The sequence below is a fragment of the Bdellovibrio sp. 22V genome, from assembly GCF_030169785.1.
In the GTDB taxonomy this organism is placed as follows: Bacteria; Bdellovibrionota; Bdellovibrionia; order Bdellovibrionales; family Bdellovibrionaceae; genus Bdellovibrio.
On sequence record NZ_CP125854.1, the window covers coordinates 1,545,088 to 1,558,418 of the forward strand.

General features: G+C 47.2%; 14 protein-coding genes. 1 reads left to right on the forward strand and 13 read right to left on the reverse strand.

The genetic code is table 11. The features are described from left to right. Entirely contained in the window at positions 1 to 1,074 is a 1,074-nt protein-coding gene (locus tag QJS83_RS07480; RefSeq protein WP_284608549.1) for an alkaline phosphatase D family protein, read from the reverse strand. Positions 1,075 to 1,182: 108 nt separating this feature from the next. On the opposite strand from QJS83_RS07480, the gene QJS83_RS07485 reads away from it, so the two are divergent. Then, a complete protein-coding gene (locus QJS83_RS07485) occupies positions 1,183 to 1,758 on the forward strand; it encodes a hypothetical protein (RefSeq protein ID WP_284608550.1) in 576 nt (191 codons plus the stop codon). 29 nt (positions 1,759 to 1,787) lie between these two features. Here the strand turns inward: QJS83_RS07485 and QJS83_RS07490 are convergent, their stop codons facing one another. The 12 genes from QJS83_RS07490 to QJS83_RS07545 all read right to left on the reverse strand — a co-directional run bounded on the left by QJS83_RS07490 (position 1,788) and on the right by QJS83_RS07545 (position 13,258). Further along, a complete protein-coding gene (locus tag QJS83_RS07490; RefSeq protein ID WP_284608551.1) occupies positions 1,788 to 2,069 on the reverse strand; it encodes a hypothetical protein in 282 nt (93 codons plus the stop codon). Between the two features lie 166 nt (positions 2,070 to 2,235). Further along, a complete protein-coding gene (locus tag QJS83_RS07495; protein ID WP_284608552.1) occupies positions 2,236 to 3,402 on the reverse strand; it encodes a bifunctional 2-methylcitrate synthase/citrate synthase in 1,167 nt (388 codons plus the stop codon). A 154-nt stretch (positions 3,403 to 3,556) separates the two neighbouring features. After that, complete coding sequence (locus tag QJS83_RS07500; RefSeq protein ID WP_284608553.1) at positions 3,557 to 4,108, reverse strand: hypothetical protein; 552 nt, start codon at positions 4,106 to 4,108, stop codon at positions 3,557 to 3,559. A 25-nt stretch (positions 4,109 to 4,133) separates the two neighbouring features. Next, a complete protein-coding gene (locus QJS83_RS07505) occupies positions 4,134 to 4,478 on the reverse strand; it encodes a hypothetical protein (protein WP_284608554.1) in 345 nt (114 codons plus the stop codon). Positions 4,479 to 4,617: 139 nt separating this feature from the next. Then, the gene (locus QJS83_RS07510; protein WP_284608555.1) at positions 4,618 to 5,685 is read right to left on the reverse strand and encodes a M23 family metallopeptidase; all 1,068 of its coding nucleotides are present in this window, start codon (positions 5,683 to 5,685) and stop codon (positions 4,618 to 4,620) included. A 147-nt stretch (positions 5,686 to 5,832) separates the two neighbouring features. Continuing rightward, on the reverse strand, positions 5,833 to 7,155 hold the full coding sequence (locus tag QJS83_RS07515) for a chloride channel protein (RefSeq protein ID WP_284608556.1): 1,323 nt from the start codon (positions 7,153 to 7,155) through the stop codon (positions 5,833 to 5,835). An 83-nt stretch (positions 7,156 to 7,238) separates the two neighbouring features. Next, positions 7,239 to 8,330 carry a DUF2914 domain-containing protein gene (locus tag QJS83_RS07520; protein ID WP_284608557.1) on the reverse strand — a complete coding sequence of 364 codons (1,092 nt, stop codon included), beginning with the start codon at positions 8,328 to 8,330 and terminating at the stop codon, positions 7,239 to 7,241. A 130-nt stretch (positions 8,331 to 8,460) separates the two neighbouring features. Continuing rightward, entirely contained in the window at positions 8,461 to 8,988 is a 528-nt protein-coding gene (locus QJS83_RS07525; protein WP_284608558.1) for a hypothetical protein, read from the reverse strand. Further along, complete coding sequence (locus QJS83_RS07530) at positions 8,985 to 9,824, reverse strand: TIGR02147 family protein (protein WP_284608559.1); 840 nt, start codon at positions 9,822 to 9,824, stop codon at positions 8,985 to 8,987. Before QJS83_RS07530 ends, QJS83_RS07525 begins: the two co-directional genes overlap by 4 nt. Next, positions 9,824 to 10,411: a hypothetical protein gene (locus QJS83_RS07535; protein WP_284608560.1), complete on the reverse strand. Its 588-nt coding sequence runs from the start codon at positions 10,409 to 10,411 to the stop codon at positions 9,824 to 9,826. Before QJS83_RS07535 ends, QJS83_RS07530 begins: the two co-directional genes overlap by 1 nt. Before the next feature lie 310 nt (positions 10,412 to 10,721). Further along, positions 10,722 to 11,621 (reverse strand): methylisocitrate lyase, encoded by a 900-nt coding sequence (gene prpB, locus QJS83_RS07540; RefSeq protein WP_284608561.1) that lies wholly within the window; start codon positions 11,619 to 11,621, stop codon positions 10,722 to 10,724. Positions 11,622 to 11,749: 128 nt separating this feature from the next. Continuing rightward, a complete protein-coding gene (locus QJS83_RS07545; RefSeq protein WP_284608562.1) occupies positions 11,750 to 13,258 on the reverse strand; it encodes an MmgE/PrpD family protein in 1,509 nt (502 codons plus the stop codon). Between the last annotated feature and the right edge of the window lie 73 nt (positions 13,259 to 13,331).

A 13,331-nucleotide genomic window follows, 5' to 3' on the forward strand; every position in this document is an offset into this window, starting at 1 on the left:
TTAACGCAATGGAATTTTGACGGCGTTTACAACTGCGTTATTAAAGCCGCGGATCTCAATCGTGATATTCTTCTTTTTCCAATCAATCAAAGCCATGCCAAAGTTTTCTTTGTTATAGACGGGACCTATATAGTGACTGTCGGCATCGCCAAAATTATTCGCGCGATTAATGGAGCTTGCCGTGATGTCGTAAAGAGGACCATAAGATGGAACGTCGGTTTTTGCGATGGCGGAGATATGTCTGTCTCCGCTGAGCACGATGACATTTTTTGCTTTCGTCTTTTTTAGAAGATCAAAGAATCTTTGTCTTTCGCTAGGAAAGTTTCCCCATTTTTCGTATTTGGGATCATTGGCAACAAGTTGAATGCTGCTGACGACGAAACGAATCTCAGCGGGACGTTTTAGTTCCGTCTCGAGCCATTCCCACTGTGCTTCACCTAGGATGGTGCCGTCCTCTTGCGGAATATAATCATAGGCTTTGCCTTCATTGCCGGGCTTTTCCTTTAAGGGACTGCGGTAATAGCGAGTATCGAGCATGATCACTTGCACGGCCTTCTTTTTCGGACCGATGACTTTTGCGTGGTAAACTCCACCTTGCTCTGGCGGCAGAGAGTTTCTCAGGTAAGTCCAATAGTTCAGAAAATCTTTACGAGCGCTGTCTTTGCCAGTCCAGTCCGCTCCACCATCACGCAAACCGAAATCGTGATCGTCCCATGTCGCCATGAAGGGAACTTTCTCGCGAACGGCGCGATATTCAGGAATCAAATCAAGCTTGCGGTATTGTTCCGCAATAGGTTGCTGAGAGGGGCTGCTGGCATAAACGTTATCGCCCATGAATAAAAATAAATCCGGATGGGCCGCGCCGACGTCTTTCCAAAGGGGTTCGGGCTTATCTTGATTCGCGCACGAACCAAAAGCGATCTTCGTTAACATCTGTGCAGAGTCGATTTCGCGAGCAGGCAAAGATGAAACGTAAGCTTCAACGCCGTGAGGTTGCGAGATTATTGATTTAGATTCTTTCGGAGTTTGCGCGCAAGCCGTGAACAATAAAGCTAAGAGTAAAAATCTCTTCATAAACCCTCCCGAGGCCTTAACGCAGTTGCACTACCAAAAGTAAGTCCGTACCAAAAGAGGGTCAATCTCATTGTGAGACAGGCATGCACTTTGTATTTGAAGCTTTGTATGACTGATAGAATGCGTTTATTTTTACGAACAATGGCTTTTGGATTTGTGGCGTTTGCGATTTTGGCAGCCGAGCTCTCTCTTGTTGGAGTTCAGCGCCAGGCTCTCATAATGAGACAGCCGACAAGCGGCGTCTCTGTTTACAAAATGCCCAAGCGCCAAATGCTTGAGATGAATATGCGGTCGGCAAAACGCTGGGCTGAAAGGCTCGATGCTCAGTCCCTGCATATTCTTTCGGTTTCGTCGATGAGCGGTTTTGATCGCTGGCGTCGGGGAGTGGACATCGACTCTATGAAAACCCAATACTCGCAAGATATGATCGCGCACTTAAAAGCGATGACTTCGATTTTAAAAATACGTCGGGAAAAAGGCGGCTTTGCAAAGCTCCAAGAATTCGACTTCCAAAATATGATTCGTAAAAGTGATTATTTACTTTCATTGAGTGTCACAAAATCTTGTATTGAACACTTAAGCAATGAGGGAGATTCAACCGAACTCGTTCGCGAAGTCCTGGCGTCTTACAATCAAGAACGCATGCAGTTCGATCACAAAATGATTTCTATTGCCGAAAACTAAAAAGGGCGCGAAGAGCGCCCTTCCCAAAACTACATACATTTTTTTCTAGCGAAAATCGATGTCGAAGACGCATGCGCGCGGGCTACGAGGTCGTCGTTCGCAAAAACTCTATAAACGACACCAGAATTCGTTTTTGTGATGGTTCCAACATAACCCTCATCCGAATGAAAGCTCGACCCGCAAGCCATGTTCACCATGCCGATAGCCCACTGACTTTCGCTGGGAAAATCCAGATGCACAGTCGTTTCTCCGACTTGGGCAGAGGCATAAGAACCGACAAAGATTGCAGCCATTACAATTATTTTTTTCATCGCATTATCTCCATTTTTTGAATTGTGGGCCTAACTAAATTTAAATCCTGAGGGATGTCAGGTTTTTTTCTTGAAAGAATCAGGCATGTAATGGGCTTTGCGAACGGCAAAAAAAAAGCCCCTGCTTTTGGCAGAGGCTTTTGGGGGCTTATTAAGAAGCAATTTCCTATTTGCGTTCGCTGATAGGAGTCACTTTGCGTTGCTCCTTACCTACGTACTCAGAAAGAGGACGGATGATACGGTTGTCAGCGGCTTGCTCCATGATGTGAGCAGACCAGCCTGTTGTACGTGCCATCACGAAGATCGGAGTAAAGAAGTCGATGTCAAAGCCCATCATGTAGTAAGCAGGGCCTGCTGGGAAGTCGAGGTTCGGGTAGATCTTCTTCTTCTCAACCATCACTTTTTCAAGCGCAGCGTACATTTGCATCCATTTTTGCTCGCCCGTCACGTCAGCCATGACTTGCGCATATTTTCTCATTGTCGGAACGCGAGAGTCACCAGAGCGGTAAACGCGGTGACCGAAGCCCATGACTTTTTTCTTCTGAGCAAGAGCATCCAGCATCCACTGTTCTGCTTTCGCAGGGTCCGCGATCTCTTTCATCATGTGCATAACCATTTCGTTTGCACCACCATGCAAAGGACCTTTCAACGCGCCGATACCCGCCACGGTTGCAGAGTAGATATCAGATTGAGTTGAAGTCACAACACGTGCCGTGAAAGTCGAAGCGTTGAAGCTGTGTTCAGCGTAAAGAATCAAAGAAACGTCGAAAGCTTTCACGACTTCTTTTTGTGGAACTTTGCCGAAGCACATGTGGAAGAAGTTTTCAGCGATAGACAAATCCGCTTTTGGAGGAATGAAATCCAAACCTTTTTTGAAACGGTAGTCTGCCGCAACCATTGTCGGGATTTTCGCCAACAACATCATCGCTTTGTCCATGTTTGTTGCAGGAGAAGAGTCCCAGATACGTGCATCTTCCGCGCCCAAGAAAGAAACAGCCGTGCGGATAGAATCCATAGGGTGGCATTTTTGCGGAAGAGCTTTGATCACGTTCAACAAAGTTGTGGAGATCTCGCGGTAGCCGCGCTCTTTTTTCGTGAAGTCCGCCAATTGCGAAGCTGTCGGCAATTCGCCGTTGTACATCAAGAAAGCCACTTCTTCGAAAGAGCAGTTTTCAGCCAAGTCTTGAACTGGGTAACCGCGGTAGATCAAAGAGTTTGTGTGAGGGTTTACTTTAGATACGGAAGACGTATCCATCACAACGCCTTCAAGACCTTTTTTAACGTTCATCTTCTCTGGTTCTGGAACGTAATCTGGATTGATATACTCAGCCATTTTTCCTCCGCTGCGATGCCTCGCCCGAAATAGGAGCGATGCGTAATTTATGTTAAAAATGATGGTTCAAGCTAGCTCGCACCTGGAGATCGGTCAATAGCCGACCCCCAGAAATACCCGGTTTGCTTGGCGCGGCGAGGGCGTGGCACTAAGATTAACAGCCGGAGCCTTCCATGATGATTTGATGGATCACGCCGTTTTCGGTGTCCATGATAAGAAGAGACGGGAACGTGACTCCGCATTGAACTGCGCCCATGGGAGCGACGCCGTACTTGACGGATTTGATCGAGCGAAGAATTTGGAAAGCTCTGTTTAATTTAAGCATGCCGTCGGCGAACGTGATCTTGTCTTTGTCTGTTTGTTCGCCTTCTTCGAGAGCGACTTCCAAAGCGTTAGAGACATAACCATAAGCTCCGCCGGCTGTTTCAAGTCCCCACATCATGCCATCAGCGCCCCAAAGTTCGTAAGTATTTGTCGTCCAGTTAGCTTCGAAATCCTCTTCAGATTCGATGCTGCCTTCTTGCAGGGCGAATTCCAAAAGCATTTTCTTCGTATCGGCTTGTGGCGTGACTTTGTATTCCTGCGAACCTTGCGCCGTTTCCGCAAGAAGATTGGCGGCAAAACGAATGCGGTCTTCGATACCTTTATTTTTTGCGAACACAGACGTGGAAGCGAGAAGAGAAAGAACAAAAATCATAGTTTTCATAAAATCTACCTTTTATTTATTAGTTTTAATTTTTAAAGAATTGAGTTGAGCAACGGTTGATGACGACTTTTTCTGAGATTTCGTTCGGACCATCTCTGAAAACGTAAGAGATCGCGTCAGGGCCGTGATAGTAAGCCTCTTCCAGCCACTCTTCATCCCAGTTAAAAACATCGTCGTTAAAAAGTTCTAAAACAGCAGAGCGCGGACCGGTGAAACAAGCGGATCCCATCATCAAAGCGCCGGCGCATTCGAAGTGTCCGTCCTCGCTGGCAGCATCATAGATTTTGCCATTTTCTTTGCAGTAAACGGCAGCGTGAGCTTGGAAAGAAAGACCTAGAAACAAGAAACTGATCAAAGCGTAAGATTTCATTTCGCACCTCTTTATGGCGCTTCTTATAGCGAACCGATGGCGCGCCGTGAAATGAATAAAACGCTAATATATATGCATACAATGAATGATTTAAAAAAAGAGCCGGCTCTCTGGGATGTAGAGCCGGCCAAGAGGGATTTTAAACGTTCAAGCTAAAGGCTTTAATAAAAGCGGCTACAGTGTCCAGCAAGGAGCCGATGATCGTGCGCGGATTTACAGGCGTATATCCACGCTTGGCAGATGTATGAGTTTCAAAGTGCAAGTGCGGAGCCGTACCGATACCCGTGTTCCCTGAGAGAGCAATCAAGCTGCCTTGAACCACGTTCGTGCCGGCCTTTGTTTTAAACTCTGAAAGATGCGCGTAAACGGTTTGCATCTTTGATTTCGGGTGAACCACGATAACATAGTGACCGTAGCCCTTGAGTTTCTTCGTCAGACGATTTCTTTCAGAACGTGTGGCAATCACACGGCCATCGAGCACGCTTACAATCGGTGTGCCCGTTTTTGCGCGAAGATCGATTCCTTTATGCAAACGGCGCTTCCTCAAAACGGGGTGTCTGCGCATGCCGAATTCACTTGTGGCAACAAGGCAGCCGCGTCCGCAGTTTTGAATCGGGCTGATCACTTGACCACGCACAGAGATTTTTTCAACAAGGTCCCACGTCTTTTCCTGGCGCAATCTTTCAACATGATTTGAAAGAGTATTAATGTGAGTAAGGTCGCCGGCCAAACGGAAAGAATCATAGGACTGAATCACAGCATCGCCATTAGATTCAAGAGCCGACATCGTACTTAAAGAGTGCAAAGGCGCGCAGAAGTCCGTGCGGTCCGCGATTTCATCTTCGCGCACGTCTTCGTCCATCGCATCCACAATCGTCAAGCCGCAGATAAATTCAAGATTTGTTTTAATGTCTCTGGAGCCCGCGGGCAAGTAAGGAAACTTCAGACGCTCCGGGCTTGTTTGTGAGTGAGTAAAAGCGCGATTCGCATCCAAAACATCAATCGATAAAATACTTTCTTCAGGAAGTTCTAAGGCTGGTTTTAAAACTTGGCGGCCGTCCGTACGCACTGTTGGAAGATAGAGCTGAACGGAGGAGCTGTTCGTCAGATAAAGGGTGTCGTTGATTTCGTCAAAAGCCATGGCTGCGGGAGCCGCAAGACTTGAAAGAACAAGTGCGCTCAGCGCCTTTGGAATCCATCTTTTCATAAAACCTCCTCAGGGACGTTCCGGTATGGCAAGCCCTATTGCGAAGACCGGGCCAGGAAGGTGAGGAGGCTCTCATTTGCGTGTGAGTGGAAAATGCCCTGTTAAACTTCTTAGCAGAGGGCCCTTTTGGGGCACTCGAAAGAAATCTTAAACGGTCTCCGTTATGGGCTGTGCAGAGGCATTTTGTTTAATGAGCCCGTGTGCGGCCTTTTCGTAAAAGCCCTTCGCACTGATAAGACGTGCGGAAAAGTTTGCAATCAACGAGGAAAGCATTAAGTACAAAATGATTTCGTGGGAGTCACTCATCTCAAGCACCAAAACAAATGAAGTGAAAGGAGTGCGCGAAATTCCCGTGAGGAACGCCACCATTCCCACCATGATCATCAGCTTCATGCTGGCAAAGCCAAAGAGGCTGCTAAGATATTGTCCCAAAGCTGCGCCACTGGACAGAGCGGGTGCAAACACACCGCCCACCACGCCACCGATATAGGTGAAGAGGTTTCCGAAAATACGCGCAATCGGCAAAAGAGGATCGACGGGACCGGTGGGATTTTTAAGAAGATCCACCATCACGGTTTTACCTGCTCCAATTGTTGAAGGCCCGCAAAACCAAATCGTCAAACTCAACAGAGCACCGCAAAGAGCCGTCAAAAAAACCTTCAGCCAAAAGTTTTTTTGACTGCGCCAGGTTGTGAAACGAAACAGAAATTCAGCAAACAGACTTCCAAGAACACCGACGATGCCCGCAATGATGATCGTTTGATAAAAGACCTCGCCGGGAAGAGTCCCAAAATTGGAATCACCCAGATAAAGATAATTTCCTAAAAACAATTGCGCCAGAATACCCGCGATGATAACCGCCTGGAAAACCGCCGTACGCACGGTGCTAATATGCGCTTTAGAGAGTTCTTCAATCGCAAAAACGATTCCCCCTAAAGGAGTATTAAACGCTGACGCCAAACCCGCGGCACCTCCCGCCAGAATCATCGCAGGTAATTGCGGTCGCGGAAAACGACGAGGCCACAAGCGGGAGAATTGATAAAACACCGCAGTTGAAACCTGCAAAGTCGGTCCCTCTCGGCCGGTAACACCGCCGCCTAAAACGCAGATCGAAGACGCGAGGATTTTAATAAAAATCATGCGCACGCCGAGAAGCTTTTTTAAAAAGGGATGGTTTTCTTGTGAAAGCTCAACGGCCGCGACAACCTGAGGAATCCCACTGCCAATAGATTCCCGGGAAATAAAATGTCCCAATAAAAAAGACGCGAGCACCGCCAGCGGCGCTGTCCACAGAATGACGGAGCTATGAGCCTGCGTGTGCGCCCAGGTTTCACAGATCATAAAAAGTTTATTATAAAACACGGAGATCAAAGCGGCGATGCCGGTTGAAATCCAAAAGGGGAGATTAAAAAGTATTTTGTGTTGCGCGCTTCGCACGCGCTCATGCTTGAGAATTCGTGATGGATGCATTCGAGTAGAAATAACAGCAATGTGCGGACGAAGCACATCCCTCTGCATCGAAACGGTGCATCATTTGTTTATCCGCAATCTTGTTAGAAGAACTCTTTGTAAAAAATCCGCTCGGAATTTTCGGCGAGTTTTGTGACGTTAAAATAGATGCGACCGATTTCTCGCCCATCGGTGGTTTCAACACTGATGCGCCATTTTCCCTCGGAATAATTCTGTTTCGAGGCGAATCCGCGATAGCCCTCTTTGCGACCGCCGGCAATACTCATGGGGATTTTATCTGTCGTTGTCCAGCCTGCAATCGGATCTTTGTAATACCAATGCAAGACAACCGAATCGCTAAAGCGGGCCGGGGAAAAAATCTGAGCAAAGAAATAAATTTTGTCTTGTGGCTCGGCTTTGAAATTCTGATCGCCTCTGTGCCAAAACTGCCAGCGAGGCGTTTCGTGCGAAACGATGTAGCGGCCTTCCAGTTTTTCGATATCGTGATAAATGCCCATCGTTTGAATTGAAAGCGGGACTGGTGGAATCAAACCCACAATATAAAGAAGAAAGAAAAGCGCCAAAACACCGCCACCCGGGAAAAGAAGCCCCCTCTGCAGTTTTTGTGGATCTTTGATTTTCTTCTGTAACAACTGATAGGCGCCAAAAACACCAAGGCCAGTGAGGCCCAGCGAAATCAAAAAGGGCACAAGCCCGACGAATCCCAAAAGCACGGGCACCGTCACTGAAAAGAAACAAAACACACAGACGATGTAAAGACCCAGCTTGATGTTAAACTCACTTTTTTGCACGCTCTTAAGTTCGTTAGCAACCATCAGAGCCATCAGCAAGGCGACAAAAACCACTGAAGAAAAGAGGGATGCGCTTTTTAAAAAGAAAAGAGAGTAAACACTGAGCAGGCTTCCTAAAAGGAAATGCACGACGAGCTGGCGATAATTCCAAAATTTTTCAAGACGGGGAGAAACCTGCCACGCTTGGTGTTTATCCAGGAAATCAAAAAATATAATCGCGCCCAAAATCGCGAGATAGGCTATTTGCTGAGCCACGCCCAGCCAATCATCCACAGCGGAAAGAGTTAAAATATCAAAAAAGAAACCGCCCAGAAAAAAGGCGATGTCGACTTTTAGTTCATTCTCTTCGTAGTAACTCAGCAGGCGATTCTTTAGATGGGTCATTGATTCATACTCTAACACGAGCGAAGGGGAAACTCTACCAATGTCCCAAAGCGAAAATGGCAGTCCGTTTTGAGAATCATGGAAACTTTGTCCATTTTGTAGACGATGAGTCCCAGCGTCGCCATACGATTTAGAAAGATCCGCTGACGCTTTCCGCTTTGAGTTTGATATCTCCGTCGGATGTGGCTGTGTCGAGAGCATTCACGATACTTTGGATGTTCAAGTCAAGATTCTGCGAGGCTGTGAGGATCAGCGTGCCATCAAAACGGATGGTGATCGTATCGACACTTGTGAAACTTCCATTGGAATTAACGAGCTGAACGGATCGTCCCGAGACGCAATGAGTGTCCAAATCAAATTCCACGCGGGAGTACGTGCCGACGGGAACGGTGACAGTTGTAACAAGTGTTCCGGAGTTTACGACCGTCACTTCGCCTAAGCTCAAATCAATATTATCGGCGATCCCCGAAACAGGTTTAAAGCGCAGCCGTTTAAAACACATCTTCAAGCTGGAAACACTTTGTGTATCCGCCTCCATGGCTTTTAAGGATGCGTAGGACGCGAATTGGATTGCAACCACGGGGTTGCCAGTCGACGTTCCGTCAGAGTTCGCGCAACCGGCAAGAAAAAGTAGTAGGAGGAAATAGATTTTTTTCATTTGTTGGCGTCTCCTTTTTTGGCGACGGGAAATGTCGATAGTATCACATGATAGACCGGGCCGGCTTCCTGAAAATCAGAACTCAATGCTTCCACTTTTTTGAGGGTGTCATCAAGGATTCTTCGCAGACTCTCGATCTGATCCTCGGGAATCACGAACGTGTGCCCTAAAAGATTTCTTTGATCGCGAGGAGTCGCGTCGATGGATTCGGCAGCCAGCCTGAACATCTGCTTGTGGAACTCTCCTAATGAAAGACGGTAGACGCCGCTAAAGCAATCGAGTTGTTTTTGCGACTGTATCACCATGCCTGATTTCGTTCGGACAAGAAAACCCTGCTCCAAAAGAAAGTTTAAGGAGTTTTCAATCTCCTTAAGAGAAGCTTTATACACCAAACGCGCTTGAATCCATGTGGGGTCGGCTTGAAAGTCCCGACGGTGAGCCATCTCGCGAATCGTCACATGAAGCCAGTTCGCGAGGTATTGGTAGACTTCCAATTCTTTGGGATTCTTCTGACGAAAAGACCGGCTTTTGCGGATTTCTGCGAAGGCGTGAAGGCGATCCTGGCTTTTGCTGCCATCGGAAAGAATCAGCAAAGAGCGGAAGTAATGAGCTTCTTCTTGATTCAACTTCAAGACTTCCTGAAGTTTCAAAAAAGATTTTTCAGAGAGATTTCTTTTTCCAGCAAGAATCATGGGGAGATATCCTGTCGAAAGGCCGCACTTCTCGGCGATGTCTCGTAAAGAGAGGGACTGGCTCTCTCGTGCATGATCGAACCAGTCCCGAAGGAATTCCCTGTAGTCATGATAATCAAAGATATCCAGGCTTTTTCTTTTCATTAGTTGGCAAGTTCCCCGCTGACGCTTTCGGCAGCGACTTTAAGGTCCGGGCCATTGTACGAATTAAGCTGATCAAGAATGTTTTGCACTCCCAGAGTCAAAGCCCCATCCGTATCCGCCGTAAATGTTCCAGAGAATTTGATCGTGATTGTCTGATTCGTTGAAAAACTGCCATTGCCGTTTGTCAGCTGGATGCTTTTTCCCGAAGCACAATCGGAATCTAGATCAAATTCAATGCGTTTGTAAGTTCCGGGCGGGACAGATACTGTGCCGAGTGAAGCGCCACTGCTGCTAATAGTGACTTCACCGATCGCAAAATCCACGTTGTCTTCATTCGTTTCCGGAGACGTCGTGTTCTCGTCAGCCAATTTGAAGCGCAGACGTTTAAAGCACATCTTCAAAGAGGTCACGGCGGCGTTCGCCTCTTTGATTCCCAAAAGTCTCCACAGCGGCTTGCTGTTTTGGGCCGTTGAATAAGAGCCGAATTGCAGCTGGATGGTGAGCGGACTCTGTGAGCTGTCTGGGGCACACGCTGAAAGAGACAAACCTATTAAAACGGCTGTTGCAAGGGTCGTTACTTTTCTCATTCTAAAACCTCCTGTTTACGCATCGAGAGTTTAGGAATTCTATGCTCCCGATTTCTGCTTTCAGGATAAGGTGTCCCTTTTGGATAGCACATAAATTAATTCCAAAATGTGATCATGCCATTTCGATAATTAATCCTAATATCAGGTACTTAAAATATATAGTAATTTCAATGTGATCACAAAAAACAACAGAAAAGTGATCACTTTTGAGACGTTTTTAGGTTGAAAGGCCGGTTTTTTATGGGGGAAAGTGAGAAGGAAGCTGCATGAAGTGATGTTTCCTACAGCTTCCGCTTTATTCAATTTAGGATTACTTCAGAGTGAAGTTAAAGATACTCGCGTCGAAAGAGTTGTATTCATCATAACGAGTGAGCGTGTACAAGTCTTTACGGTGTTGCATCTTATCCAGAAGACCTTCTTGCGTGCCTTTGGTTTTGATCTCGGCCAAGCCGTTGACTGTAGCACCCATCGCAAGACGGAATGTCGTCACAGGGTAGATCACGATGTTGTAACCCAGATTTGAAAGCTCTTCGTAAGTGTAAAGACGGCCTTTACCGAACTCAGTCATATTCGCCAAAAGAGGCACAGACACAGCCTTACGGAATGTTTCAAATTCTTTTTCGTTTTCGAGCGCTTCCGTGAAGATACAATCCGCACCTGCATCAATATAAGCTTTCGCACGGTCGATCGCTTTATCAAGACCTTCAACAGCACGAGCATCCGTACGCGCGATCAAAAGAAAGTTTTCGTCCAACTTTTTGCCGCGAGCCGCGGCTGCGACTTTACGAGTCGCTTCGTCACGAGTCACAAGACCTTTGCCGTCAAGATGACCACAGCGCTTCGGATTGATTTGGTCTTCGATATGACAACCAGCCAAACCCATTTCGATCATCTCTTGCACAGTGCGAGTGGCACTCATCGGCTCACCAAAGCCTGTGTCGATGTCGATGATCGTCGGAAGTTTTGTCGTACGTGCAATTTGACGACCACGCTGAGCGACTTCCGTCAAAGAGGTCAAACCGATATCAGGATAACCGAGATCATTGGAAAGCACGGACCCCGAGATGTAAACCCCGTCAAATCCTTGCTTCTCAATCGCCATACTCACAAGTGGGGACCACGAACCCGGAAACTGCAAGAGCTTCCCAGACTTCAAAGCCTCACGAAAATTTTTACGCTTTTGCGCGGGAGTAATTTCAGGAAATAACATAGAACCTCCAAAGTAGCGGGCCCTAGTAATATAGCAGGATCGGGCCCCTGTGAAAACCCTCGTCCTGTTCCTGGAGGAGGGCTCATAAAACAAAAGGTCCGAAGCGGACCTTTTGTGAGGCAAAGGATCTAGAAGATACCTTTGTTGTCTCGTTTATTGTTCACCAATTTGTCGATAGGAATCTGTACGTTCAACTGTTGAACTTCTTCCGCAGTCAAAGATTCCAAACGCTCAACAAGACCGATGAAACGGTTGCGTTCTTCTTTTGTGATGATTCCTTCAGTCAATGTATCAAACTTACGGATGTAGTCCGCGCGTTTGAATGGACGGGCACCTGCTGGGTGAGCATCGGCAACGCCCAACTCGTCAACGATCTTAGAGCCGTCTTTCATCGTGATTTCTACGCGGCCGCCGAAACGTTTTTTGTCGGGATCTTGCTCGTGGTACCAAGCAGTCCATTGTTTGTCTTCAACTGTAGAAATCTTGTGCCACAAAGCCACAGTGTCTGGGCGTTTCGCGCGCTCTGGAGCGTACGAATTAACGTGGTGCCAAGTTCCGTCTTGAAGAGCCACTGCGAAGATGTACATGATTGAGTGATCAAGAGTTTCGCGAGATGCGTTTGGATCCATTTTTTGAGGATCATTCGCGCCCGTACCGATCACGTAGTGCGTGTGGTGAGACGTGTGGATCACGATGTCTTTGATGTCGTCGAAGTTTTTGATCATCGGCTTCATTTTGCGAGCCAAGTCGATCAACGCTTGAGACTGGTACTCTGCAGAGTGTTCTTTTGTGTACGTCTCAAGGATCGCGCGTTTTTCTTCGCCTACTTCTGGAAGTGGAACTTCGTATTTACCGTCTTTGCCATCAAGCATGTAAGCGATAACAGAGTCTTCACCTTCATAGATTGGTGATGGAGCGCCTTCACCGCGCATAACACGGTCGACAGCCTCAACAGCCAATTTACCAGCGTGTGCCGGAGCATAAGCTTTCCAAGAAGAGATTTCACCTTTACGAGATTGACGAGTCGTGAAGGACACGTGCACCGCTTGTTGAACCGCTTGGAAAATAGTTTCAGTTGGAAGTGACAACAAAGTCCCGATACCCGCCGCTTGCGCTGGGCACAAGTGCGCAATATGGTCTTTTTTATGTTTGTGAAGGCAGATTGCTTTTACAAGGTCTACGTGAACTTCGTAACCAGTGACGATACCTTTAAGAAGTTCTTTACCGTTTTTACCCATTTGTTGCGCCACTGCCAAGATCGCAGGGATGTTATCGCCAGGGTGAGAATAGTCTGCCGCCAAGTAAGTATCATGGAAATCCAGCTCACGAACCGCAGTGCCATTCGCCCAAGCCGCCCATTCACAGTCAAATTTTTGATCGTTCGGCATACCGAATACAGTCGCACCACCATTGCGAGGATGCGCAATCGCCATAGCGCGAGCGGAAGCGACAGGACGGCGGTTTGCAGCCGCGATAGCGACAGAGGCATTGTCGATGATACGGTTGATAACCATATCTACAACGTCAGCTTTGATCGGCGCATTGTCAGAGGCAATTTCAGCAATTTTCCAAGCAAGCTGATCTTTACGATCCAACTTTTCTTTGGACGGATAAACACGTACTAAATGTTTCTTCATGGTAGTCCCTTTCTGGTAATGAAAAACGAAACAGCCAAAACTATCTTGGTGTCCAGAAAGGGTCAAGAATCAG